Here is a 24331-nt window from a genome sequence, read left to right as displayed (position 1 = left end):
ATGGCCGACCGCACCCAGAGGTCGATCATCATCGACGCCCCGTCGGATCGGGTGATGGCCGTCATCGCCGACCTCGAGTCGTATCCGGAGTGGGTATCGGCGGCGCGTTCGGTGGAGATCCTCGACAAGGCCGGCGACGGCCGCGCCGGTACCGCGCGTTTCGTGCTGGACGCGGGGGTCGTCAAGGACACCTACGTGCTGTCCTACACCTGGCGGGCCGACGGCAAGGCCGTGAGCTGGCATCTGGTCACCGGTGAGCTGCAGAAGGCCCAGGACGGCAGCTACGAGCTGATCGACCAGCCCGACGGCGCCACCCAGGTCGTCTACGAGTTGACCGTCGACCTCACCATCCCGATGATCGGCATGTTCAAACGGAAAGCCGAGAAGGTCATCACCGATACGGCGCTCAAGGAACTCAAGAAACGGGTCGAAGGCTGACGGACGCTCCGGCAACTCCTCTGGAACTCTTCATCGGCAAGGGCGGGGTCGGCAAGACCACGCTGGCGTGCGCCACCGCGATCACCCGGGCCGCCGACGGCCGGCGGGTGCTGCTGGCCTCCCTGGACCAGGCGCATTCGCTCGGCGACGCGCTCGGTCGGCCGATCCCGCGCGATCCGGCGCCGACGCCGGTCGCGCCGGGACTGGACGTGCTCGAGATCGATTCGCTGGCACTGGTCGAGGACCGGTTCGCGGCGGCGGTTCCGCTGCTGTCCGGCGTCGGCCACGAGCACGGCGTCGACCTCACCGCCCTGGATCCGGCCGAACTGACCGGGTTGCCGGGAGTACAGGAGTTGTTGCTGCTGCTCGAGATCGCCCGGCTCGCGAACACCGGCGACTGGGACGCGATCGTGCTCGACTGCCCGCCGACCGCCGATCTGCTGCGCATCCTCTCCACGCCCGCGACCCTGCTCGGCTATCTCGACCGGGTGTGGCCCACCGCGGCGCGGATGCCCGGCCTCAGCGGCGGCGATCTGCGCCGGGCGCTGGTGGCGCTGGCCGTGGACCGGATCGCGGCCGAGGTGGCCGCCGCCCGTGACCTGTTCGCCGATCGCGACCGGACCGCCGCGGTGCTGGTCACCGCCGCCGAGCGGGTCGCGCTCGCGGAGACCGCCCGGGTGCGATCGGGTGCGGCGCTGCTGGGCCTGCGGCTGGATCGGGTGGTGGTGAACAAGGTGCTGCCGCCGCAACCGCCGGTCCCCGCCGACGCGCATCCGGCGGCCCACTGGTACGACCGGCAACGTGCGGCACAACTCGCCGCGATCGAGGGGCTGCGCGCGCGTTTTCCGGGTATCCCGGTGTCGACCATCGAATACGGCGGCGCCGAACCGATCGGGCTCGAGCAATTGGCCGTGCTGGTTCCGGCGGCGTCCGGCGGGACCGGCGACGGCCGGGCTCCTATGCTGGGCCACAACGTGGACACCGAGCGGCGTGGCGGCGTCGGCACCGAGCGGCACGACGATAGCGGCACCGGGCGGGCCGGCGGGGCCGACGCCGCATCCGGTATCGGCGCCCGGCGCACCGATATCCATGCCGGGGAGCCGTATGTCGGGCTCGAATCCGGCGCGGGCCTGGGTTCGGTGTTCACACTGCGGATGCAGGTGCCCGTCGCCGATCCGGCGACGTTGCGGCTGGGACGAGTGGAGGACGATTTGATCGTGGGAGCGGACGGGGTCCGGCGCCGGTTGCGCCTGGCGCCGGTGTTGCGGCGATGCCTCGTCGACACCGCCGAACTCGACGGTGATCAGCTGATCGTGCGCTTCCGTCCGGATCCCGGAGTGTGGCCCGATGAATGACGCCGGCGCCGGGCATTCGCCCGCGGACCACCTGGCCGAATTCACCGAGGAATTGCGGCTGCTCGCGGAGGCCGTCCTGGAACGGGTGGAACCGATCCTGCGCCGCGCCACCGAGGAGGACCGCCCCGAATGGGACGGCTGCGGCTGGTGCCCGGTGTGCGCGACGGCGGCGCTGGTGCGCGGCGAACACCACGAGGCGATCGCCACCATCGCGCAACACGGCACCGCCCTGATCACCGTGCTGCGCGAGGCCCTGGCCGGGGTACCGGTCGATCCGGTGCTGCCGGACGAACCCGAGCAGACCGCGGATCGGCCCGCACCCGCTCGCTACCAGCCGATTCCGGTCCAGATCAAGTCATGACCACACAGCTCGGGCGGGAACGGCCGCTGACCGTCGGCATCGATGTCGGCGGTACCAACATCCGGGCCGCGGTGATCGACGGCGCCGGTGAGGTGCGCGACACCGTGCAGGCCCCGACCCCGCATTCGGAACGGGCGCTGGAGGACGGGCTGGCGCGCGCGGTGCGGGAACTGCGGGCGCGGCACGCCATCGGGGCGGTCGGGCTGGCGGTCGCGGGCTTCGTCGACGAGACCCGGACCTCGGTGCGGTTCGCCCCGCACCTGCCGTGGGAGAACACGCCGGTGGCCCGGCGGCTGTCGGAGCGCCTCGGCCTGCCGGTGATCCTGGAACACGATGCGAACGCGGCGATGTGGGCCGAATACCGGTTCGGCGCGGCGGCCGGCGCACGCAACGGGGTGCTGGTCGCGATCGGCACCGGAATCGGCGCGGCGCTGCTGGTCGGGGGCGAACTGTATCGCGGCAGTTACGGTGTGGCGCCGGAACTGGGCCATCTGCAGGTGGTTCCGCACGGCCGGGCCTGCCCGTGCGGCAAACGCGGCTGCTGGGAACGGTATTGCAGCGGAACCGCGCTGGTGGACACCGCGATCGAGGCGCTGGCCACCGATCCGATGCGGTCCACCATCCTCGCCCGCGAGGTGACCCGGGATCCGGGCTCGCTGACCGGGCGGCGGGTGGCCGGGGCCGCGCAGGACGGGGATCCGGTGGCGCTGCAGGTGCTGGCCGAATTCGCGCGCTGGCTGGGACTGGGCCTGGCCGCGGTCAGCGATCTGTTCGATCCGGACCTGATCGTGATCGCCGGGGGTGTGAGTTCCTCGGCGGCGCTGTATCTCGACGCCGCGCGCGAACACTATGCGACCGCCATCACCGGCGCCCGGCACCGGCCGCTGGCCCGCATCCGGACCACCCAGCTCGGCGAGGCGGCCGGGATGATCGGCGCCGCCGAACTCGCCCGCACCGCACTGGCTCCCGGCGACGGCCGCGACGGTACCGCCACGGGCCCGGCTGTGATGGACCGGGATTCGGCCGGCGACGGCAAAGCTCCGGCACACCGCTGAACGTCTCGAAACCGCGGCGGTTCACCGTTGTGAATTCCCCGTTGCGGGCTTGGTCACGGCTGCGCCCCGGCGGTAGAGTCGGCAGCATATGGCGGGGACCGCGGGCGGCCGACGATGCTCCCCACGGATGGCGAGATTGATCCTCCGGGAAAGGACGCGATGTTCTACTGGCTGCTGAAGTTCGTGTTGGTCGGACCTTTTCTACATTTCTACAATCGGCCCCGAGCCGAGGGTGTGGAGAACATTCCTGCCAACGGCGCAGTCATCCTCGCCGGGAACCATCTGTCGTTCACCGACTGGTTGTTCACTCCGTTGATGAGCCCGCGCCGCATCACCTATCTGGCGAAGGCCGAATACTTCACCACTCCGGGGCTGAAGGGCCGCCTGCAGAAGTTCTTCTTCTCCGGCACCGGCCAGTACCCGATCGACCGCAGCGGCGCCGACGCCGCGGAGGACGCGCTCAACACTGCTCGCAAGTTGCTGGAGGAGGGCCGCGTCGTCGGCCTGTACCCGGAGGGCACCCGTTCCCCCGACGGCCGGCTGTACAAGGGCAAGACCGGCGTGGCCCGGCTGGCGCTGGAGGTCGGCGTCCCGGTGATCCCGGTCGCACTCACCGGCACCGACGAGGTCTGCCCGCCCGGACCGTTCAAGTTCCGCCGCCGCCAGGTCACCGTCCGCTTCGGTAAGCCGATCGACTTCTCCCGCTACGAGGGCATGGGCGGCAACCGATTCGTCGAGCGCGCGATCACCGACGAGATCATGTACGAGCTGATGCGGATGTCCGGTCAGGAGTACGTCGACGTCTACGCCGCCAGCCTGAAGAAGAATGTGCCCTCCGGCAGCACCTCCCAGCCCGCCCGCGTCCCGGAAGCGCTCGCGGGTTAGGTTCTCCCGCCGCGCTCCTCAGGAGCGCGCGCGCCGGTGGGCCTCGATGGCCTCGAATTTGGCGAAGTTGTGGCGGGCGTCCGCGAGCGCGTCGTGGGCGTCCGGGGGGACCGGCGGCAGCGGGGGGCGGCCGTGGTATTCCCAGTGCTGGCGCAGTTCGTTCGTGTAGCGCGGGAGACTCGTCGGCAGGTCGACCATCGAGCCCCACAGCTGGCACAGGGCGACGTGATCATAAGCACTCACCCAGGCCCACAGTTCCGGGTTGACACCGGGGCGGGGGATCAGGAAGCGGTAGAGGTCCTCGCGGATCCGTTCCCGGCTGCGCCACAACGGTGAATGCGGGGAGGGCAATTTCGGGAGGACGTTGCGGCGTACCCACGGGCCCGCCCGTTCGGGATCGAATTCCGTTGACACCGCGTAATATTCGCGTCCGTCCTCGCAGACCACGCCGATCGAGATCAGGTCGATGGTGATCCCGTCCTCGACGAATTCGCAATCGTAGAAATATCTGAGTGCGATCGGTCCGCTCCTCGCCGTCCGCGCCGCCGGATCCGTCCGATCCGGCGATCGCCTCGAGGTTACGACCTCGGCGGATCATGATCGTTCATCACCCCCTACCTCCGGGTTACCGTTCCATTCCCGGAGGTATCTATTCTTGACTGGTGAACTGGACTGTCGACGTACCCATCGACCGCCTGCCGGAGTTGCCCCCGCTGCCCACCGAGCTGCGCCGGCGCTTGGACGATGCCCTGTCGCGCCCCGCCCTGCAGCAACCGTCATGGGACCCGGAGACGGCCGGGAAGATGCGCACCGTACTGGAGAGCGTGCCACCGATCTGCGTGCCCGCCGAGGTGGAGGAGCTGCGGCTGCAGCTCGCCGAGGTCGCGCGCGGTGAGGCCTTCCTCCTCCAGGGCGGCGACTGCGCCGAGACCTTCGCCGACAACACCGAGCCCCACATCCGCGGCAACATCCGCACGCTGTTGCAGATGGCCGTGGTGCTCACCTACGGCGCCAGCCTGCCGGTGGTGAAGGTGGCGCGCATCGCCGGCCAGTACGCCAAACCCCGGTCCGCGGACATCGACGCGTTCGGCCTCAAGTCCTACCGCGGCGACATGATCAACGCGCTGGTCGCCGACGCGACGCTGCGCGAGCACGATCCGTCCCGGCTGGTGCGCGCCTACGCCAACGCCAGCGCCGCGATGAATCTGGTCCGTGCCCTCACCGGCGCCGGCATGGCCGATCTGCACGCCGTGCACGACTGGAACCGGGACTTCGTCGCGCAGTCCCCGGCCGGCGCCCGGTACGAGCAGATGGCCGAGGAGATCGACCGCGGCCTCCGGTTCATGACCGCCTGCCGCGTGCAGGATCCGAGCCTGCAGGCGGCGAAGATCTACGCCAGCCACGAGGCGCTGGTCCTCGACTACGAGCGGGCCATGCTGCGCCTGTCCGACAACGCCACCGGCGATCCGGTGCTGTACGACCTGTCGGCGCACTTCCTCTGGATCGGTGAGCGCACCCGGCAGCTCGACGGCGCGCACATCGCGTTCGCGGAACTGCTGTCCAACCCCATCGGCCTGAAGATCGGCCCGACCACCAGCCCCGAGCTGGCCGTCGAATACGTCGAGCGGCTCGATCCGAACAACGAGCCGGGCCGGCTCACGCTGGTCGCCCGGATGGGCAACGGCAAGGTCCGCGACGTGCTGCCCCCGATCATCGAGAAGGTGCAGGCCACCGGCCACCAGGTCATCTGGCAGTGCGATCCGATGCACGGCAACACCCACGAATCCTCCACCGGGTACAAGACCCGGCACTTCGACCGCATCGTCGACGAGGTGCAGGGCTTCTTCGAGGTGCACCGCGCGCTGGGGACCCACCCGGGCGGCCTGCACATCGAGCTGACCGGCGAGAACGTCACCGAATGCCTCGGCGGCGCGCAGGACATCTCCGATCTGGACCTGGAGGATCGCTACGAGACCGCGTGCGACCCCCGCCTGAATACGCAGCAGTCGCTGGAACTGGCATTCCTCGTGGCCGAGATGCTGCGATGAGGGACCGGTAGTCCGGCATTGTTCGTGCTCTTCCGCGGCGATTTCACCCGATGGGTGGAGGAGGCCGACCGAACGATTCTGCGGCTGCTGCGCGACCGCGACCGCGACGGTGTCCCGTCGGAGGTCGTCCTGCGCGACGGCAGCCGCCTGCTGACCTTCAACATCTCCTGGGGTTACGACCCGAAGGGGGCGACCGCGCAGGTCGCGACGAATATCAGCCCGAGCATCGAGGGCGTGGCCGTCGAGTTCTTCACCACCAACGCGGTGGTGGCGATCAACGATCCCGAGACCGGCGCCCCGCTGCTCGCCGTCGCCTGATCGGTCAGAACGGCAGTACGGTCAGCGAGACCGTACTGCCCGGCTCGACCCGCGCCCCGGCCCCCGGTGACTGGATGCGCACCGTACCGCGATCGTTGCTGAAGATCTGGCTCACGTTCACCTGCAGGCCCGCGGCCTCCAGCAGGGCGCGCGCGGCGGCCACGTTGCGGCCGCCGACGTCGGGCACCTTGACCGCGTTCGACACGAACAGGGTCACCGAATCGCCGGACAGCAGGCTCGTGCCGTTGTCCGGATCGGTGCCCACCACATCGCCCGCGTCGAAGCCGCGGTCGAACTGCGACTGGATGCCGCGCACGCTCAGCCCGGCGGCGGTCAGCGCGCCGGTGGCCTCCTCCTGCGTCTTACCGCGCAGATCCGGCACCTTCACCTGCTGGGAGCCCTTGCTGCGGTAGACGTTCACCGTCGCACCGCTGGGCAGGATGGTGCCGGGCGCCGGATCGAGCTGCATGACCGTGCCCTTCGCGGCAGTGCTCGGCCGCTCGCCGCCGTCCACCGGGACCAGGCCGGCGTCGCGGATGGCCTGGTTCACCGATTTGGTGTCCTGGCCGACCTGGAAGTCCGGCACCTTCGGCTGGCCGCTGGACACCAGCACCGCCACCGTGGAGCCCTTGACGATCCGGGTACCGGCCGGCGGATCGGTCCCGACCACACCGCCGACCGGGATGACGTCGGAGGCCTTGTTGCGGACCGTGGTCGCGAAACCGGCGTTCTGCAGCGTGACGGTGGCGCGATCGGCGTTCAGACCGGCGATCGGCGGCACCGCCGCGTACCGTTCCACGCCGAGCCACCAGCCGCCACCGCCGAGCACCAGCGCCAGCACCACGACCACCGACGACCAGATCAGCACCCGGCGCCGGGACCGCTCCCGTTCGGCCACATACGCGTGGTGCGGGGGCGGGGCGCCGTATCCGGGGCCGGGGCCGCTCGGGTAGCGATCGTCCGGGGCGTAGGCGGTCCGGGCCTGCGGTTGCGCGGCGGTCAGCACCCGGGTGTTGCGGGATTCGGCGGGTGGCATCCGGGTGGTGGCGTCGGTGTAGACCGGCTGGACCGCGGGCTGGATGCGGTAGCGGGCGGACTGGTGTTCGGCGGATTCGCGGGGTGCGGGCACCCGGTAGTCGGGCAGGCGCAGTGCGGTGGCGATCCGGCGCAGCTCGGCGGCCATCTCGGTGGCGTCGGCGAAGCGGTGCGCGGGCTCCCGGTCGGTGGCGCGCGCGACCAGCTCGTCGAATTCCGGCGGGACCCCCGCGATGAATTCGCTGGGCCGCGGCACGTCCCGCTCCACCCGCTGGTACGCGATCGACAGCGAGGTGTCGCCGGTGAACGGGGTGCGGCCGGTCAGCAGTTCGAAGATCAGGATGCCGAAGGAGTACACGTCGCTGCGGGCATCGGACTGCCCGGAGGTGACTTGTTCCGGCGCCAGATACGCGGCGGTGCCCAGAATGACGCTCGCGGAGGTCATATTCGAGGCCGCCACGGCCCGGACCAGGCCGAAATCGGCGATCTTCACATCGCCGGCGTCGGAGACGAGCACGTTCTCCGGTTTGATGTCGCGATGGACCAGCCCGGCGTGGTGTGCGACGCCGATGGCCTGCAGCACCGGTTCGGCGACCGCGCGCACCGCGTGCGGCGGCATCGGGCCGCGCTCGCGCAGCAGTTCGCGCAGCGTGCCGCCCTCCACCAATTCCATGATCAGGAACGGGTGTTCACCGTCGACGCCCTGGTCGTACACGGCCACCAGGGCGGGATGCTTCAATTTCGCGACCGCGCGGGCCTCGAATTCGAACCGGGTCAGGAACTGGGGATCCCCGGCGAATTTCGGGTCCATCACCTTGATCGCGACCGGCCGGTCCAATCGGGTGTCCACTCCCCGGAACACCATCGACATACCCCCGCGTGCGATCGGCGCGTCGATGCGATAACGCTCGTCCAGCAGTTGGCCGATCAACTCCGGTGCCCTCGACTTTCAACAGCGGTCTCGCTCTCGAGCGACAGCCGCCGGGACGACGGCTCACCCGATGGTAATGGTGTAATCCGCCAGGGGCTCTCAGGACGTGACTTCGGACACGAGTTAACGTTGTGGACGTGAGTGCATTTCCATGCAGCGATGACGTCCTTCCGGAGTCGGCGGCCCTGCTCCCGCTGCCGGATGTGGCCGATCAACTGGGTCTCGTGGTGACCCGAGTGCATCAGATGTTGCGCGATCATCAGCTTCTCGCGGTGCGGCGGGACGGCGTCGCCGGGATTCCGAAGGATTTCTTCGATTCCACCGGCGCGGTCGCCAAGCACCTCACGGGGCTGATCACCGTGATGCGCGATGCCAAATACACCGATCGGGAAATCCTCGAATGGATCTACACCGAGGACGATTCCCTGCCGGGCCGTCCGATCGATGCGATCCACGGCCCGCTGGCGCGCGAGGTGCTGCGCCGGGCCGCCGCGGCACCCTTCTGACCGAGCGCCGGACGTCAGATGCCTTGACGTCAGGGCACTTCGGTGATGCCCACGGTGGGCAGGAACCAGCAGGTGCGGTTCCCGTTGCGGACCGATCCGAAGACCGCGGCGAGTACCGTGCCGGATCCGGTCTCGACCGGCACCGCGCGGATGCCGCCGACAGGCAGGGCATACCCGAACACGCCCTGCACCACCTGTTCGGCCAGCGGCCGCAGCGCCGGTGGCACCTGCGGCGGGATCATCGTGCCCAGCACATCCGTCAGCGTGCCCATCGTGGCCGAGCCGGCGCGGTGGGTGTCGGCGTTCCACCAGATCACCCGCATCCCCGAGGTGTCGGTGCCGTCCTGGTCCACGCCGTACGGCACGAACGCGAACATGGTCTGCCCGGACTTCACCGCCGCCAGGTCGAGACCCGGCAGCGTGACGCCGGTCCGCGGCCACGGCCCCGGCACCGCCCCGGCATAGGCCGGCACCAGCCCGAGCGTGCTGCCGTCGTTGCAGAACGGGGCCGCCGAGGGGTAGAGGAACGGTTTCACTCCGAGCGCCTCGAGGGCATCGGCTCCGCCCGCGGTGGAGGAGGGATCGGCGATCTGCCCGGCGGTGGTCGGCGCGGTGCCGGTCGGGGCCGTGCCGGTCAGGGTGGTGCCGGCCGGAGCCGCGCTACCGGCGGCGGTCGGCGTGCCGCCGTGTCCCGAGACATCTGCGCCCAGGAGACCCGCACCCGGTCCGGCGGTGGTCGGCGCGGTGCCCGGCGTGCGACCGGCGGGCTGAGCGACGTCCGTACTCGAGGCAACAGCACCGGACGGGATCGCCACATCCTGGCCCGCGGCGGAGGTGGCGGTACCGGCGACGGTGGCCAGGATCGCCGCCGCGGCGACGATCGGCGCGGCCGCGCGAATACGGCGGCCATCGGGGGAGCGACGGGTGACACGGGACGGCAGGGTCATCCGGGACTCCTCGGATTCGGCACTCGAACGGGTCGAGCCGAACCGTAGCTAATGTCCAGCTAATTGCCCGGGTGAAACGCCGGATCAGGCCCCGACGGCGGCCGGTCGCACGGTGTAGCCGAGGTTGGCCAGCACCTCACCGGTCGCCTTGGCGAAATTGAGCGTGATGAAGTGCAGGCAGGGCGCGCCCTCGGCGATCAGCCGCTGCCCGAGCTCGGTGGCGATCTCGATGCCGACCTCGCGCACCGCGGCCCGATTCGCGTCGGGATCATTACCCGCCGCTCGTTCGAGCCGTTGCCGCAACGCCGCGGGCAGCGGCCGGCCGGACAACTCCTCCGCGCGCTGGACGGTGCGCAGCGAGGTGATCGGCATCAGCTCCGGGATGATCGGCTTGGCGCCCTCGACCGGATCGGCGGCGGTGACCCGATCGCGCAGCCGCAGATAGTCGTCCGCCTCGAAGAACATCTGGGTGATCGAATATTCCGCGCCCGCACGGAGTTTCGCGATGAGGTACCGAGTGTCGTAATCCAGATCGGGCGAGCGGTGATGGCCGCGCGGGAACGACGCCACGCCCACATGGAAATTGCCGAGGCCGCGCACCAGCCGCACCAGCTCCTCGGCGTACTCGACCCCCTCGGGATGCCGATGCCACTCGCCGAGCGGATCACCGGGCGGATCGCCGCGCAGGACCAGTAGATTGTGAATTCCGGCATCGGCGTAGGCGCCGACGATCGAGCGCAACTCCGCGATGCTGTGCGCCACAGCGGTGAGATGCGCCACGGTCAGCAGCGTGGTCTCCTGGGCGAGCCGTCCGGTCAGCCGGACCGTCCGGTCGCGGGTCGAGCCGCCGGCGCCGTAGGTCACCGAGGCGAATGCCGGGTGCATGCACTCGAATTCACGCGCGGCGCGCCACAACCGGTCCTCACCGGCGGCATCCCGCGGCGGATTGAATTCGACCGAGAACGGAATGGTTCCGTCCGGCCGCGGGCCCAGTTGACCCACCACCGAGCGGGTGGCGGTGACCGATGTCCGGGAATGCCGGCCGGTGACCGAGGGGCTGATCCGGCCGCGCGCCCGTACGTTGTCGACACTCACCGGTCCAGTGTAGTGGGAGAGGTGTCCGGTTCGGCCCGCCAACCGCCCTGATGTCGCCGCGGCAGGTCCCCGTCCGACCTGGACCGACGCCGTGGGGGAGCGCGCCCGGAATGCGCGGATGCGACTCGGTAGAGTTCCGGTCGGGACGCCCCCGCGCCCCGAACCACCTGCCGTAGCGGCAATCACGCCCGGCATGTCGAGGACACCCTGGGAGGTTCCGTTGTCCGCTGGACCGAGCGCCCCGCCCCGTCCGGCGCCGACCGACCGGGCGGCCGTGGTCGCGGCCGTCGAGCGCGCGCTGATCGAATTCTTCGCCGGCCGCCGGGCCGCCGTCGCCGAGATGGGCCCGGTCGTGGTCGCGGCGGCCGAGGCGTTGCAGGATTTCGTCCTGCGCGGCGGCAAACGGACCCGCCCGGCGTTTGCGTGGACCGGCTGGCTCGGCGCCGGCGGCGATCCGGACGGTCCCGCGGCCCCGGCGGTCCTGACCGCCTGCGCCGCCCTGGAACTGGTGCAGGCGTGCGCGCTGATCCACGACGACATCATCGACTCCTCCCGCACCCGCCGCGGTTTCCCGACCGTGCACGTGGATTTCGAACAGCGCCACCGTGATCGCGAATGGGGCGGCGACGCAGCACATTTCGGCGTCAGCGTGGGCATCCTGGTCGGTGATCTGGCGCTGGCCTGGGCCGACGACATGATCGCCGCCGCCGGCCTGGAACCGGTTGCCTTCGCCCGCTTCGGCCGGGTCTGGGCGGCGATGCGCACCGAGGTGCTCGGCGGCCAACTGCTCGACATCCACGGCGAGGCCGGCGCCGACGAATCCGTCGAGGCGGCGCTGCGGATCAACCGCTACAAGACCGCCGCCTACACCATCGAACGCCCGCTGCACCTCGGCGCCGCGCTCGCCGACGCCGATCCCGCGCTGATCGCCGACTACCGCGAATTCGGCACCGACATCGGTATCGCGTTCCAGCTCCGCGACGACCTGCTCGGCGTCTTCGGCGATCCGGCGGTCACCGGCAAGCCCTCCGGCGACGACCTGCGCGAGGGCAAACGCACGGTCCTGATCGCCGAGGCCCTCCAACGCGCCGACCGCAGCGACCCGGCCGCCGCCGACCTGCTCCGCCGCAGCCTGGGCACCGACCTGAACTCCGACGAGGTCACCCGCCTGCGCACCCTCATCGCCCGCCTCGGCGCGGTCGACGCCGTCGAACAACGCATCACCACCCTCACCGACCGCGGCCTCGCCGCCCTCGACCGCAGCGCCACCACCCCCACCGCCAAGAAGCAACTACGCGCCATGGCAGTAGCAGCCACCTCCCGCGTCGCATGACGGGTCGCCGGACCACATGACCAGCCGCCGGACCGCCACGGACGATACCGGGGCGGATACAGGTGACGGCCGGGCCGGTGTGGATGGGCCATGGATCGGCGTGTGCGACAGCCGGGTCGGCACGGATGGCCTCGGTGCGGGCGACGGCCGGACCGGTGCAGGCGGTGACCGGGCAGTTGCCAGCGAAGGCCGAGTCGGTGTGGAGGGCAGCGAAGTGGGCGTGGGTGGCGGCCGGATCGGCAGGGCGGCCCTGCCGCTCAGTGCGCGGTCCCGGCGGGCCCGAACCATAGGTGGGCCGACCGATCGGATCGTGGTGATCGGTGCCGGGCTGGCGGGTTTGTCGGCGGCGTTGTACCTGACCGGGGCCGGGCGGGCCGTGACGCTGCTGGAGCGCGCCGACCATCCCGGTGGCCGGGTCGGTGTGTACCGCGGTCCCGACTACGAGATCGATTCCGGCGCAACGATTCTCACCGTCCCGGAACTGATCGGCGACGCGCTGGGTGCGGTCGGCGCGCGGCCGGAAGCACTGGGATTGCGGATCCGGTCACTCGCCCCGGCCTACCGGGCCCGGTTCGCCGACGATTCCGTCATCGACGTGTACTCCGACCCGGAGGCGATGGCCGCCGAGGTCGCGCGCACCTGCGGACCCGCCGAGGCGGAACGCTACCGGCGGCTGCGGGCCTGGCTGGCGGCCGTCTACGACGCCGCCTACGCCGAGTTCATGGACACCAACTTCGATTCGCCGCTGGATCTGGTCCGGATCCCGGCCAAGCGTGCGGCGCTGCTGCGGCTGGCCCGGCTCGGCGGCTTCGGCCGGCTGGGCCCCCGGGTCGGCCGCATCCTCGGCGACGAGCGACTGGCCCGCCTGTTCACCTTCCAGGCCCTCTACGCCGGGGCCGCCCCCGCGCAGGCGCTCGGCGTCTACGGCGCGATCCCGCACATGGACACCTCGCTCGGCGTCTACTTCCCCGAGGGCGGCATGCGCGCGGTGCCGGCCGCACTGGCCGCCGCCTTCACTGCGGCCGGCGGGCACCTGGAACTCGGCACCGAGGTCACCGGCATCGACTACGCCGACGGCCGCGCCGAGCGGGTACGGACCGCCGACGGCCGCCGATTCGACTGCGACGCCGTGATACTCACCGCCGACCTCGGCAGCCTGGCGCGATTCGGCCTGCCGCCCAGGCGATTACGCGCCGCCCCCTCCGCGGTGGTCGCGCACGGCACGGTCCCCGCCGAGGTGGCGGCGCGCTGGCCGGTACAAGCCCATCACACCATCGACTTCGGCCGCGCCTGGGACCGCACGTTCGCCGAGATCGCCGCCCGGCCCGGCCGGGGCCGGACGATGAGCGATCCCTCGCTGCTGCTGACCCGCCCCGCGCTCACCGATCCCGCGATGTTCGTGGACCGCCCGACCGGCCGTCACGAACCGCTGTCGCTGCTGGCCCCCTGCCCCAACCTCGACGCCGCCCCGCTGGACTGGGATCGCACCGGACCGGCCTACCTGACCGGGCTGCTGACATTGCTGGAAGATCGCGGATATCACGGTATCGCCACATATTTCACTGTCGACCACCTCGATACCCCGGCCGCCTGGCAGGCGAAGGGAATGCTCGCGGGCACGCCGTTCTCGGCCGCGCACCTGTTCCGGCAGACCGGTCCGTTCCGCACCCGCAATCTGCCGCGGACGGCCACGAACGTGGTGCTGGCCGGTTGCGGAACCACCCCCGGGGTCGGGGTGCCCACCACCCTGCTCTCCGGAAAACTGGCCGCTGAGCGGGTCGCGGGTGAACTGTGACCGATGCCCGGGCGAGATCCGGGCGAACCGGCGCGCCAGTGCTGCCGACGTACCACTAAACTAGCGGCGACCTATCAGCCGCGGTTTCCCGACCGCACCGACTTTCCGGGGGGAACGACGAACTATGCCGACCCCTGAACCGGATATCGCCACCAGGCCCCGACCGATGACCGCCCAGGTCACCGGCCTGGAGTCGGTCGTGCTGCCCGACACTCCCCGCCGGCGGATGCGTACCGCCGCCGACTTCTTCCGCAGCCCCGAGGGACATGCCGCGCTGCTCGGCTTCTGGGGCTCCCTGATGATGACCGCCGGCGGGCTCGGCGCGGGCGCCGTCCGCCGCCGCGACCCCCTGCTCGAAGAGGCGCACCTGTCCTGGTTGCGATTCGGGCACGGCTACGCGCTCGCGACCATCGTGGTCTGGCTGGGCGTACTGGCGATGATCCTGGCCTGGGTGCGGCTCGGCCGTATCACGCTCGGATACGCCGGCTACGAGAGCACCGTGAGCCTCACCGAGCTGCGCTGGATCGTCGCCATCTGGATCTTCCCGCTGCTGTTCTCGGTCCCGATGTTCAGCCAGGACGTCTACTCGTATCTCGCCCAGGGCGCGCTGCTGCGCGACGGTTTCGACCCGTACAAGGTCGGCCCGGTGGTGAATCCCGGTGTGCTGCTGGACAATGTGAGCCCGGTCTGGACCACCACCACCGCCCCCTACGGTCCGATCTTCCTGCTGCTCGGGCGGCTCATCACCATGGTCACCGGCTCGAACGTGGTGGCCGGGACGATCGCGATGCGGCTGGTGATGCTGCCCGGCCTGGCGCTGATGATGTGGGCGGTCCCGCACCTCACCAAACACCTCGGCGGCAAGCCGACGGTGGCGCTGTGGCTCGCGGTGCTCAATCCGCTGGTGCTGATCCACCTGATCGGCGGCGCCCACAACGAGATGCTCATGGTCGGCCTGATGGCCGCGGGTATCGCGCTGGTGCTCGAACATCACCACGCGGGCGGGATCGTGGTGGTGGCGGTCGGCGTCGCCATCAAGGCCACCGCGGGGGTCGCGCTGCCCTTCCTGGTGTGGATCTGGATGATCCACGAACGAGAGAGACGCGCGGCCGAGAACAAGGGCCCGCTACCGCATCCGCTGTGGACCTTCGCGAAGATCGGCGGGCTGGGCCTGTCGGTGTTCGCGGCGGTGTTCGTCGCCTCCTCCGCGGCCGCCGGGGTAGGCCTCGGCTGGCTCAGCGCGCTGTCCGGCTCGAAGAAGATCATCAACTGGCTCTCGCTGCCGACCATCCTGGCGCACATGGTCACGTGGGTGACCCCCCTGCGTCTCGGTGACGTGCTCGTCTACACGCGCCTGTTGTGCATGCTCGGCCTGGTGGCGATCCTGGCGTGGGCCTGGTGGCGGTTCAAGAACTCCGAGCGGGAGGCCGTGCTCGGCATCCTGATCGCCTTCGTCGGCATCGTGATCCTCTCCCCGGCCGCGCTGCCCTGGTACTACTCGTGGCCGCTGGCGCTGGCCGCCGGCTTCACCCTGTCGGCCCCCACCCTCATGCTGCTGGTCGGCCTGTGCACCTGGCTGATGCTGGTCTTCCAGCCGGGCGGATCGATCGGCCTGTACAACTTCTGGCACGTCGCGGCCGCCACCTTCGTCGCCGTGATCGCGGCCTTCTCCCTGCGGACGGTGGACCCCCTGCGGTTGCGCGCCGACACGGGTAAACCCCGGCCGTGAACTCCGGCCCGGCAGGGTCCCTCACCGACCGGGAGACCCTGGCCGCCGCCTACCGGTATTGCCGGGCCGTCGCCGCCGTCCACGGCCGCACCTACTTCCTGGCCGCCCGCCTGCTGTCCCCGGACCGCCGCGTCGCGGTACACGCGCTCTACGCCTTCGCCCGGACCGTCGACGACATCGTCGACCACGGCGCCCCCGACGCCGCCGCCCGCCTGGACGATATCGAAACCCGCCTCCGCATCCGGCTGCGCGAGGCCCCGCACCCCGACCCGGACGACCCGATCCTGTCCGCCACCGCCGACACCGTCACCCGCTTCGGCATCTCCCCGGCCCACCTCCGCACCTTCCTGGACTCGATGCGGATGGACGTGCCCGGCACGACCCGATTCCGCAACCGCTACGCGACCATGACCGAACTACGCGAATACATGGCCGGATCCGCGGCCGCCATCGGCCTGCAACTGCTCCCGATCCTGGGCACGGTCGTCCCCGCCGCCGAGGCGGAACCGGCCGCCGCCGCCCTGGGCGAGGCGTTCCAGCTGACCAACTTCCTCCGCGACATCGCCGAGGACCTCGACCGCGACCGCATCTACCTCCCCCTCGACGAACTGGCCGTCTTCGGCGTGGACCCCGACGTACTCACCCACTGCCGCCGCACCGGCCACACCGACCTCCGCGTCCGCCGCGCCCTGACCCACCTGATAGCCACCAACCGAGCCCTCTACCGCTTCGCCACCCCCGGCATCGACCTCCTGCACCCCCGGGTCCGCCCCGCCATCCGCACCGCCGCCGTCCTGTACGCCGAAATTCTCGACCGAATAGAACAATCCGGCTACGCGGTCTTCCGACACCGTGCCACCGTCCCCCGCCACCGCCGATACCGCGTCGCCGCAACCCAATTCGCCACCGCCGCCCTACACCCGACCCGCTGACCCATCCGCCGCCGGGTACATCCTCGGGGCCTGATCGGCGCGGAGTCCCACCCGATTGCACTTCGGGACCGACGCAACCCAATTCGCGACCGCGGTCCTACGCTCGGCCCGCTGACCCCGTCCGATGCCTCGGTGCTACTTCGGGACCTGATCAGCGTGAACTTCACGCGGTTGCGCTTCAGTACCGATCTGCGCGCTGGATCGCTCACGGATGAGCCGATGAACCTCGGCCGCATTGCATTTCGGAAGTGTTGTGTCAGTACGCTTTCGCATCACGGACTGCACCGCATGTGGTGGACCCGGTGCTGCCGCGCGAACTACCGCGGCTGTGCGCTTTTCGCCGTATCGCCGATGGGCCGGGCGAGGGGGCGGCCCTTCCATTGCAGGGTGCCGGCGCGGTGGCGGCGGTGCGAGCGGGCCGAGAGGGTGAGGTAGGCGGCGATCGAGAAGGGGTGGGCCAGGGCGGCGCCGGTGTCGGAAAGGCTCGGGGCGCTGCCGGATTCGAGGGAGCGGGCCAGCAGGCGGCTGCCGACCGCGCTCGCGTACCCGAGCAGGCCGAGGCGGCGGGTGTCGCCGCGGCCGAGCAGTGCGGCCAGGGGCGGGACGACATAGGCGAGCGTCGTCATGGCGCCGACGGCGACGCTGCCGGTGGGGGAGCCGTACGCCGACCACAGCCAGCGGGTGTAGCCGTTCTCGAGTTCCGTTGCGCCGGAATACATCCGAGTGCTCGCCAGCCGGCCCGCGACGACCAGGGCGGTGCGGTGCCCGGCCCGGCGCAGCAGGCGGGCCAGGGCCAGGTCCTCGGTGACGGCGCCGGCGACCGCGGCATGCCCGCCGACCGCGCGGTACGCGGCGGCGTCGAGGGTGAGGAACTGCCCGCAGGAGACGACCGTCGACGGGCGCCGGCTGCGGTTGGCCAGCGCGATCGGCAGGGTGCCGGCCCAGGACCAGCACAGCAGCGGCTGCACCAGCGCCTCCGCCATCGATCCGGTGCGCTGGAACGGCCACGGTGCGACCAGAGCGACTGCGCCGGAACGTAATTCACCGACCGCCGCCGCCAGCGCGGTGGGCTCCAGCCGGACGTCGGCGTCGAGGAAGATCAGCACCCCGGTCGGTCCCTCCTCGGGATCGTCGGTGGCGTAGGCGAATTCGGCCAGGCGAGTGCAGGCGGCGGTCTTGCCGGTCCAGCCCGGCCCGGGTCCGGCCGCGCTGTCCAGGAGGGTGAACCGGGTGTCGTCGCCGATGGCCTCGAGCGCGGCGGCGTTGGTGTCGTCGGCGGAGTCGTCGTCGAGGATCAGCACCTGCAACCGCGAGATCCCGCGCTGCGCCTGGAGATCGGCGATCAGGTCCGGCAGCCGGCGGGCCTCGTCGCGGGCCGGGATGCACACCGTGACCGGTTCGATCACGGCCGGCGTCCGGGGGCCGAGCCGGCGCACGGTCAGCCGGTTCACCGCCGCGAGCACACAACCCGCGGCCGCGATGCCGGTCCCGGCGGCGACGAGGATCTTCACACGTGCTGCCGCCGCCGGGCCGGGCGCTGCGGGTCGGGATTGCGGCTGACATAGGCCAGCACGGCCGCGAGCGCGGCGGCGGCGAGCGTGATGCCGCCGACGATGCCCGCCCACGCGGCGAACGACCGGGTGTTCGGATCGGCGTACGAGGCCTCCGCGCGCAGCGTGCTCACATCACCGGCGGGCAGCTTCCAGGACACGACCGAATCACCCTCGCGGGTGCCGTTGGTGGTCGCCACCCGGGCCGGGAACGCGACCTTGAACTGGATGTCGGAACCCTGCTCCGGCACCGCCTTCAGATCGACCCGGCCGGTCAGCGAGACGTTGTCGCCCGAGCGGACGAACGAGAGGGTGAACATGCCCTGCGCCTGATCCGACAGGCCGCCCAGTTGCTGCACCTCACCGAAGGTCAGATCGTCGAAGTAGACCTGACTGCCGGAATAGCCGTCCTGCGAATACGGTTCGACCCGCACCTTGCTGGTGAGGGTGTCCGGCACCTTCAGCTGCGGCCCCTTGTCGGCCGGCCCGGTGGGCACCACCGCGGCGACGATCCGCCCCGACACCCGATCGTTGGACGACACGCCCATCGAAACCTGCACGCGAAGGCATCCGGCCAGTAGCGGCGTCAGCATCGCCACCAGCAGCAGCACCGGCCAGATCCGGCGGCGTCGCGCCCCCGGCGTAATGCCCCGTTCGTGCCGGGCTGGTTCGGGCTGAAAATGAGTCGGACTCGGCTGCACGGGTCTTATCGTGCCACGATCGGCCGGTCCGAGCCGCATACAGCGGGACGCAGCATGATCACGTTCGGCACGACCGGTTGGTCACGTTCGCCGGAAACCCGCGAGCGACCACACCAACGGCACCCCGAGCACCCCCATCCCGGCGAATCCATAGGCCGCCGACCACGGCAGGTGCAGAAAAACCGCATGCGCCAGCGCCGATCCGAGCCACGTCCACAGAAACATCCCCACCGGCACCGCAGCGAGCAGATCCACCCCGGCCCCCGGCCATCCACCCACACCGGCCCCGAGCCGCTCATCCGCAGCCGCTGTCAACCGTTCATCCGTGCCCGTCCACGGCCGCCCATCCCCACCGCCGACCAGTCGCTCATCCGTCCTCGCTGCCGACCGCTCATCCGCGCTTGCCCACCGCGGCCCATCCACGCCGCCCTCCCGCGCCCCCCGCCGATCCACCACCTCCCACAACCCAGCCATCACCAGTGCCACCCCGAACCAGCCCAGGAAGTTGGTGAACGGAATCCCCGCCAGCCCCGGCAATCCTCGCCACGCGGAACACCACACCCACTGCCCGTCGGCGACCATCTGCGGATCCAGGAACAGATCCCACCCCACGGCCCCCACCGCCGTCAGCACGACCCGCACCCCCGCCCGCCGGGACAACCGCCCCGCCACCACCCGCACCGGATACCACCCGCCGACCCACGCCAACGGCACCACCAACGGCACCCCCGCGACCTCCGGCCCCAGCCGCGCGGCCGCATACCTGTAACACCCGAACGGAAATCCCCAAGCGGTACCGACGATCTCGGCCACCAGCCCGACCCCCGCCACGACCACCAGCAACCCCGCGACCCGCCACACCCCACCGCTCACCCAGGCATGCCACCCCGCAATCCCCGCCGCCAGCAACACCACTACCACGGTCACCGCATCCCGCCCGGCCCCCGCGGTCAACGGATAAGCGATCTGCGCCAGGACCCAGACGCCCACCAGCCCGGCAGGCCCCCACCGCACCAGATCACCCCACCGCCCCCTGCCACCTTTCCCGAGCACCTCGACCGGCCGCGCGGATGCGATCACCCTGGTGGCCTCGGCCGTTCGAGCCATGTCGGCGGCTGCCATCGGTTCAGGCGTTCGTGCTGGTTCCGTGGTACGCATCTGATCGGCCGTTCGTGCTGGTTCGGTTGTCTGCATCGACTAGTCCGCTCGCGCCGAGTCGACTGTTCGGACCAGAGCGCCGCCCGAACCGATCGACCATTCGGACCTGAGCGCCCGGCGTGCCCGGAACCGATCGATACCAGCGGACTTGTGTTCCGTCGCACCGGACTTCTCGCCGGGTGCGAAGCGTCCGGCGACGGGAGGTAAGCCGCCCGGCCGGACGGTGCCGAGCGCCGGTTCCGGGAAGCAGCCCGGTCGAGCGGACCAGCAGCGTCGGCCGATCGCGCCACCTCGATCGATTGTGGCGATCAGTATCGGTGAGCAGATGCGGTTCGTTCGCCGGGTGGCCCGAATCTGCGGTGTCGTGATGTCAGCCGACGCCGCGAACCGAGCCGGCCGCACGCTGTCCACGACTCGATACGACCGGCCCGGGTCGCGCGAGGTGTCGGCAGGATCGGCGACCGGTACCGGATGCCCGAACGAAAAGAAAGCCGTGACGGCAATACGGCACGAATCGGATGGCATCGGGCCGTCACCACGAGCCGATTCAGCCTGGGCCGGCGGCGGATTCATCGGCGGCGGATCAGCCGGGGGAGCAGGGTGCGGCGGGTGCGGTCGCGGAGCACCAACCCGGCGGCGGTGCGGCCGCTGGCGCCGGAGACGCCGCCGCCCGGGTGGGTGGAGGCGCCGGTCAGGTAGAGGCCGGGTGCGCCGGGCACGCGCTGACCGGCGAGTTCGGGCAGCGGCCGCCAGAAGAACATCTGGTCCAGCGACATCTCCAGATGCATGACGTTCCCGCCGTGCAGGCCCAGCTCCCGTTCCAGGTCCGCGGGCGACTGCACGTAGCGGTCCAGCACGGTATCGGCGAAACCCGGTGCGGCCGCGTCGACCTCGGCGATGATCCGATCGGCCTCGCGCTCGGCATGATCGGCCCAGGTACTGCCGTCGGCGAGACGGTAGGGGTGCCACTGCGACCACAACGACATCTGATGCTGTCCCGGTGGCGCGATCGACGGATCGAGCGCGCTGAAGCTCATCGCCAGCACCACCGGACGCGGCGGCAGACAGCCCGCCAGCGCGGCGCCGTGGGCCAGGCGCAGCTGCTGCCGGTCGGTCGCGAGCAGTTGCAGCCCGTGCGCGGACTCCGCGGTGGTGGCGCCGGGGTAGTGCGGCAGGGCGCTGGTGGCCGCGCGGACCACCATGCCGATGCCCGGACCGACGCGGATACGCCGCCGCCAGTCGTCGAGCACGCCGGGATCGAAACCGCCGCGCTCCAACAGATCCAGGGTGGTCAGGATATGGGTGCCCGCGATCACCGTGCCGGCGGCCAGCTCGCGCCCCCCGGCGGTCCGCACCCGCCAGCCGTCACCCGACCGCCGCAGTTCGGTGACCGCGTCCCCGGCGGTGACCGTGCCACCGTCGGCGCGCAACCGCGACACCAGCGCGGTGGTCAGCGCGCCACTGCCGCCGATCGCGCGGCCCGGCGGCAGCGTATGCATGGCGGCGGCGAAGCCGACCATCGACGCGGTCCCGGGTTCGGACATCGGCGGCCCGGACTGCGCCCCGAACCAGGCCAGCGCGGCCTTCAGCCGCTCGTCCGTGAACAGCTGATCCAGCAGCGCGTCCCCGGGTTGCAGGAAATCGCGGGACAGCGCGCTGCCGGCGGCCGCGCTCGGCCGGCCGCCGCCGGTCCCGTTCATGTCCAGCCCCCAGAACGCCCGGAGGAACCGTCCCGGCCCGGGTGCGCCGGCGAATGCGCGCATGATCCGTTCCGCGCGCGGACCCCACACCCGGACGAAACGCCGGTAGGCGTCGGCGTCGCGGGCCCCGCACGCGGCCTCGATCGACGCGCAGGTGCGGTCCGAGTCGCGATGGAAGACGATCGGCGGCAGATCCGAGCCCGGCGGCGCGGGCGCGAAACCCCAGGGGTCGCAGTCCAGATAGCGCAGGCCGTGCCGTTCCAGCCCGAGCTCCTCGACGATCCCGGTGTGCCGGATCATGATGTGCGCCGAGGATCCGCGATCGACCAGATGCCCGGGAAACCGCGCCACCGTCGACACCGCGCCACCGAGCACCTCGTCGCGCTCGAGTACCTCCACCAGCTGCCCGGCCCGCGCCAGATAACACGCCGCCACCAGGGCGTTGTGCCCGGAGCCGACGACGACGATCGTCACTGCGGGGGGTCTTCCAGCGGCAGCCGGCGGCCCAGCACCGCGAACCGGCGGGTGTCGCCCGCGAAGACGAAATGCCGCACCACATCGGTGAATCCCTGCCGGCGATACAGCCGCCAGGCCCGGTTGTCCTCCTGGTCGACCTCGGGGGTGGACAGCAGCGCGGCCCGCTCGGGACGGTCGTGCAGCAGCCGCATCAGCAGATTCTCCCCGATGCCGAGACCCTGTGCGGCCGGGTGCACGTGGAGTTCGGTGAGTTCGAAGTAGTCCGAGAGCAGTTCGCGGATGGCGTATTCGGGCCAGCCGCTGCGGCGCATCCCGTTGTGCACCTGCTGATGCCACCACTGGTGCGGCGCGCCGTGGTAGCCGTACGCGATCGCGATCAGTGGCGAAGTGCGCAGGTCGACGGTGCCGCTGTCGTCCGGGATCACCGCGCCGACGGCCTGCCAGCCGGGCCGGGTGGTGTGCTCGGTCCACATGGGGGCGCGGTGGTATTCGGTACCGCGCGGATAGTCCATGGCCGCGACGTAGATCGACAGCGCGTCGTGCAGCCGGGCACGCAACGCCGTGACGGACAGGTCGACGACGACGGGGGCTGGGGTGGAGCGGGGTCTGGCGGCGGTCATGTGGGTCGGCGCGGCTCTCGTGATCCGAGTTTGTCGGTGGTCGTCTCTATATTCACACCTGTCGAACATTCGAATGCCTGTTCGGTCCCTTGGATGTCCGCTCTGTGCCCGCGCGGTCGGTTTGATCCGCAGGCATGGTGACGTGTCATCCGGGGTCCGCGTTCGCCGGACACGCCGGGAAAAGCCCTGGCACGGAGGGTCGCGCGGCCGACGGGCAGGAGATGGGCTGGAGGAACGGCAATGGCAGGTCGAGTGGAGCGCCCGGCTTACTCCGGGCGCGCAGGTGGGTTACTGGATCGTGCGGACGGGCTCCTGCTGCAGGCCGGGGCCGAGCCCGATCCCCGGGAGCGGTTCCGCACCGCGTATCTCGCCGCGCTGCGCGGCGCGGGTGCGGTGCTCGCGCTCACGGGGGCCGACCGCGCGCCCCGGGCACGGTCCCGTAACGCCTGGGTGCTGATGCAGCAGGCCGCACCGGAATTCGTGATGTGGGCGGACTACTTCAGTTCGCACTCCGAAACCCGGGCCGCGCTGGAAGCGGGCCTGGACAGACCCGTCGACACGGCACGTGCCGATGAGTTCGCATCGAGGGTCGGCGCCTTCCTGCACGACGTGGCAGATTTGATCAACGCGGCGGCCCGCTTGCGACCCGCCACGGAATGGCTTGCGGACGGTACCGCTTGAAGATGTGAGACTAGGTGGTAGTGCACTGATCGAACTCGTATCATTGGTGACAGATAGCCGCCAAGGTCGGCTATCTGTCGTCTACCCGGAGACGACAACCACTACCTAGTGCCGGGGGAGGTACCGTGCCACTCTCCGAGCACGAGCAGCGCATGCTCGAACAAATCGAGAGCGCGCTCTATGCTGAGGACCCCAAGTTCGCATCCACCGTCCGAGGCGGGCGGCTCCGTTCGGCCACCGGTAGACGCAGACTTCAGGCGGCGGCGCTCTTCGTCCTCGGCCTGGTCCTACTCGTCGCGGGAATCGCTCTGCCCGTCAAGCCGGGCGGCTTTCCCGTGATCAGCCTGCTCGGGTTCATCGTGATGTTCGGTGCGGGCGTCCTGCTGTTGATGGGCGGCTCCGGTATCCCGGGCGTCGGCCGTCGTGGTGGTGACGCACAACCCGGCACGGGTCCCGCCGGCGGCCGCGGTAAGCAGCGCAAGTCGGGCGGATTCTCCGCCCGGATGGAGGACCGCTTCCGTCGCCGCTTCGAACAGGACAACTGAATCCGTGCCCGGGCTCCGGCCCGGGCGAGGTGGGAGCCGCGGCGACCGCGCCGTGACACCACCGGAAATCGACTGAGCCACAAGCGACACGCCGTGCCATGCGCGGCGTGTCGCTTTTGTGTGTCCGGACACTCGG

General features: G+C 70.8%; 23 protein-coding genes. 14 read left to right on the top strand and 9 right to left on the bottom strand.

The features are described from left to right. The 5 genes from G361_RS0117060 (at position 1) to G361_RS0117040 (ending at position 4094) form a co-directional block, all read left to right on the top strand. Positions 1-438, top strand: a complete 438-nt coding sequence (locus G361_RS0117060; protein WP_019928312.1) for an SRPBCC family protein — start codon at positions 1-3, stop codon at positions 436-438. Beyond that, a complete protein-coding gene (locus tag G361_RS0117055; RefSeq protein ID WP_369797916.1) occupies positions 435-1793 on the top strand; it encodes a TRC40/GET3/ArsA family transport-energizing ATPase in 1359 nt (452 codons plus the stop codon). The genes G361_RS0117060 and G361_RS0117055 overlap by 4 nt, the downstream gene beginning before the upstream one ends. Beyond that, complete coding sequence (locus tag G361_RS0117050) at positions 1786-2154, top strand: hypothetical protein (RefSeq protein ID WP_019928310.1); 369 nt, start codon at positions 1786-1788, stop codon at positions 2152-2154. Before G361_RS0117055 ends, G361_RS0117050 begins: the two co-directional genes overlap by 8 nt. Next, positions 2151-3209, top strand: a complete 1059-nt coding sequence (locus tag G361_RS0117045) for an ROK family glucokinase (RefSeq protein ID WP_019928309.1) — start codon at positions 2151-2153, stop codon at positions 3207-3209. Before G361_RS0117050 ends, G361_RS0117045 begins: the two co-directional genes overlap by 4 nt. 159 nt (positions 3210-3368) lie before the next feature. Next, positions 3369-4094, top strand: coding sequence for a 1-acyl-sn-glycerol-3-phosphate acyltransferase (locus tag G361_RS0117040; RefSeq protein ID WP_019928308.1), 726 nt, complete (start codon positions 3369-3371; stop codon positions 4092-4094). An 18-nt stretch (positions 4095-4112) separates the two neighbouring features. On the opposite strand, the gene G361_RS0117035 is transcribed toward G361_RS0117040, so the two are convergent. Next, the gene (locus G361_RS0117035) at positions 4113-4613 is read right to left on the bottom strand and encodes a polyadenylate-specific 3'-exoribonuclease AS (protein ID WP_026343139.1); all 501 of its coding nucleotides are present in this window, start codon (positions 4611-4613) and stop codon (positions 4113-4115) included. Positions 4614-4756: 143 nt separating this feature from the next. On the opposite strand from G361_RS0117035, the gene G361_RS0117030 reads away from it, so the two are divergent. Next, positions 4757-6142 carry a class II 3-deoxy-7-phosphoheptulonate synthase gene (locus G361_RS0117030; RefSeq protein ID WP_019928306.1) on the top strand — a complete coding sequence of 462 codons (1386 nt, stop codon included), beginning with the start codon at positions 4757-4759 and terminating at the stop codon, positions 6140-6142. Between the two features lie 18 nt (positions 6143-6160). After that, the gene (locus tag G361_RS0117025; RefSeq protein ID WP_019928305.1) at positions 6161-6460 is read left to right on the top strand and encodes a hypothetical protein; all 300 of its coding nucleotides are present in this window, start codon (positions 6161-6163) and stop codon (positions 6458-6460) included. 4 nt (positions 6461-6464) lie between these two features. Here G361_RS0117025 and pknB read toward each other — a convergent pair whose 3' ends face one another. Continuing rightward, positions 6465-8426 carry a Stk1 family PASTA domain-containing Ser/Thr kinase gene (pknB, locus tag G361_RS0117020; RefSeq protein ID WP_019928304.1) on the bottom strand — a complete coding sequence of 654 codons (1962 nt, stop codon included), beginning with the start codon at positions 8424-8426 and terminating at the stop codon, positions 6465-6467. Positions 8427-8563: 137 nt separating this feature from the next. Here pknB and G361_RS0117015 point away from each other — a divergent pair, with 137 nt between their 5' ends. Beyond that, on the top strand, positions 8564-8932 hold the full coding sequence (locus tag G361_RS0117015; protein WP_026343138.1) for an Rv2175c family DNA-binding protein: 369 nt from the start codon (positions 8564-8566) through the stop codon (positions 8930-8932). 29 nt (positions 8933-8961) lie between these two features. Here G361_RS0117015 and G361_RS0117010 read toward each other — a convergent pair whose 3' ends face one another. Together G361_RS0117010 and G361_RS0117005 are read right to left on the bottom strand one after the other, a co-directional pair. Beyond that, positions 8962-9879: a hypothetical protein gene (locus tag G361_RS0117010; protein ID WP_019928302.1), complete on the bottom strand. Its 918-nt coding sequence runs from the start codon at positions 9877-9879 to the stop codon at positions 8962-8964. An 84-nt stretch (positions 9880-9963) separates the two neighbouring features. After that, positions 9964-10884: a methylenetetrahydrofolate reductase gene (locus G361_RS0117005; protein ID WP_231387028.1), complete on the bottom strand. Its 921-nt coding sequence runs from the start codon at positions 10882-10884 to the stop codon at positions 9964-9966. A gap of 283 nt (positions 10885-11167) precedes the next feature. Between G361_RS0117005 and G361_RS0117000 the strand changes: the two genes are divergently transcribed. The 4 genes from G361_RS0117000 (at position 11168) to G361_RS0116985 (ending at position 16763) form a co-directional block, all read left to right on the top strand. Beyond that, complete coding sequence (locus G361_RS0117000; RefSeq protein ID WP_026343135.1) at positions 11168-12307, top strand: polyprenyl synthetase family protein; 1140 nt, start codon at positions 11168-11170, stop codon at positions 12305-12307. Positions 12308-12323: 16 nt separating this feature from the next. Continuing rightward, the gene (gene crtI, locus G361_RS0116995) at positions 12324-14102 is read left to right on the top strand and encodes a phytoene desaturase family protein (RefSeq protein ID WP_019928299.1); all 1779 of its coding nucleotides are present in this window, start codon (positions 12324-12326) and stop codon (positions 14100-14102) included. A gap of 166 nt (positions 14103-14268) precedes the next feature. After that, on the top strand, positions 14269-15831 hold the full coding sequence (locus G361_RS43890; protein ID WP_019928298.1) for an alpha-(1->6)-mannopyranosyltransferase A: 1563 nt from the start codon (positions 14269-14271) through the stop codon (positions 15829-15831). After that, positions 15828-16763: a phytoene/squalene synthase family protein gene (locus G361_RS0116985; protein ID WP_019928297.1), complete on the top strand. Its 936-nt coding sequence runs from the start codon at positions 15828-15830 to the stop codon at positions 16761-16763. The genes G361_RS43890 and G361_RS0116985 overlap by 4 nt, the downstream gene beginning before the upstream one ends. 317 nt (positions 16764-17080) lie before the next feature. Here the strand turns inward: G361_RS0116985 and G361_RS43885 are convergent, their stop codons facing one another. The 5 genes from G361_RS43885 to G361_RS0116955 all read right to left on the bottom strand — a co-directional run bounded on the left by G361_RS43885 (position 17081) and on the right by G361_RS0116955 (position 22969). Beyond that, a complete protein-coding gene (locus G361_RS43885) occupies positions 17081-18274 on the bottom strand; it encodes a glycosyltransferase family 2 protein (RefSeq protein ID WP_019928296.1) in 1194 nt (397 codons plus the stop codon). Further along, the gene (locus G361_RS0116975; RefSeq protein WP_155981695.1) at positions 18271-18906 is read right to left on the bottom strand and encodes an LppM family (lipo)protein; all 636 of its coding nucleotides are present in this window, start codon (positions 18904-18906) and stop codon (positions 18271-18273) included. Before G361_RS0116975 ends, G361_RS43885 begins: the two co-directional genes overlap by 4 nt. Before the next feature lie 189 nt (positions 18907-19095). After that, positions 19096-20136, bottom strand: coding sequence for a carotenoid biosynthesis protein (locus G361_RS50985; protein WP_231386894.1), 1041 nt, complete (start codon positions 20134-20136; stop codon positions 19096-19098). A 605-nt stretch (positions 20137-20741) separates the two neighbouring features. Then, positions 20742-22346, bottom strand: a complete 1605-nt coding sequence (locus G361_RS0116960; RefSeq protein WP_019928292.1) for an NAD(P)/FAD-dependent oxidoreductase — start codon at positions 22344-22346, stop codon at positions 20742-20744. Beyond that, on the bottom strand, positions 22343-22969 hold the full coding sequence (locus tag G361_RS0116955; RefSeq protein WP_019928291.1) for an N-acetyltransferase: 627 nt from the start codon (positions 22967-22969) through the stop codon (positions 22343-22345). Before G361_RS0116955 ends, G361_RS0116960 begins: the two co-directional genes overlap by 4 nt. A gap of 240 nt (positions 22970-23209) precedes the next feature. On the opposite strand from G361_RS0116955, the gene G361_RS0116950 reads away from it, so the two are divergent. Both G361_RS0116950 and G361_RS0116945 read left to right on the top strand, forming a co-directional pair. Further along, entirely contained in the window at positions 23210-23650 is a 441-nt protein-coding gene (locus G361_RS0116950; RefSeq protein ID WP_052172674.1) for an SAV_6107 family HEPN domain-containing protein, read from the top strand. A gap of 125 nt (positions 23651-23775) precedes the next feature. After that, positions 23776-24195 (top strand): DUF3040 domain-containing protein, encoded by a 420-nt coding sequence (locus G361_RS0116945; RefSeq protein WP_026343131.1) that lies wholly within the window; start codon positions 23776-23778, stop codon positions 24193-24195. The last annotated feature ends 136 nt before the right edge of the window (positions 24196-24331 follow it).

This window comes from Nocardia sp. BMG111209, from assembly GCF_000381925.1.
In the GTDB taxonomy this organism is placed as follows: Bacteria; Actinomycetota; Actinomycetes; order Mycobacteriales; family Mycobacteriaceae; genus Nocardia.
The sequence above is the reverse complement of the archived record's forward strand: the minus strand, read 5'-3'. Positions and strand labels throughout refer to the sequence as shown.

Bases quoted from the DNA above. Each gene is read 5' to 3' on its own strand.
- G361_RS0116950 (WP_052172674.1), top strand. From the start codon at position 23,210: ATGGCAGGTCGAGTGGAGCGCCCGGCTTACTCCGGGCGCGCAGGTGGG.
- G361_RS0117045 (WP_019928309.1), top strand. From the start codon at position 2,151: ATGACCACACAGCTCGGGCGGGAACGGCCGCTGACCGTCGGCATCGAT.
- G361_RS50985 (WP_231386894.1), bottom strand. From the start codon at position 20,136: ATGGCAGCCGCCGACATGGCTCGAACGGCCGAGGCCACCAGGGTGATC.
- G361_RS43890 (WP_019928298.1), top strand. From the start codon at position 14,269: ATGACCGCCCAGGTCACCGGCCTGGAGTCGGTCGTGCTGCCCGACACT.
- G361_RS0116975 (WP_155981695.1), bottom strand. From the start codon at position 18,906: ATGCTGACGCCGCTACTGGCCGGATGCCTTCGCGTGCAGGTTTCGATG.
- G361_RS0117000 (WP_026343135.1), top strand. From the start codon at position 11,168: ATGTCGAGGACACCCTGGGAGGTTCCGTTGTCCGCTGGACCGAGCGCC.
- G361_RS0117040 (WP_019928308.1), top strand. From the start codon at position 3,369: ATGTTCTACTGGCTGCTGAAGTTCGTGTTGGTCGGACCTTTTCTACAT.
- G361_RS0116955 (WP_019928291.1), bottom strand. From the start codon at position 22,969: ATGACCGCCGCCAGACCCCGCTCCACCCCAGCCCCCGTCGTCGTCGAC.
- G361_RS0117060 (WP_019928312.1), top strand. From the start codon at position 1: ATGGCCGACCGCACCCAGAGGTCGATCATCATCGACGCCCCGTCGGAT.
- crtI (WP_019928299.1), top strand. From the start codon at position 12,324: ATGACCAGCCGCCGGACCGCCACGGACGATACCGGGGCGGATACAGGT.
- G361_RS0117050 (WP_019928310.1), top strand. From the start codon at position 1,786: ATGAATGACGCCGGCGCCGGGCATTCGCCCGCGGACCACCTGGCCGAA.
- G361_RS0117010 (WP_019928302.1), bottom strand. From the start codon at position 9,879: ATGACCCTGCCGTCCCGTGTCACCCGTCGCTCCCCCGATGGCCGCCGT.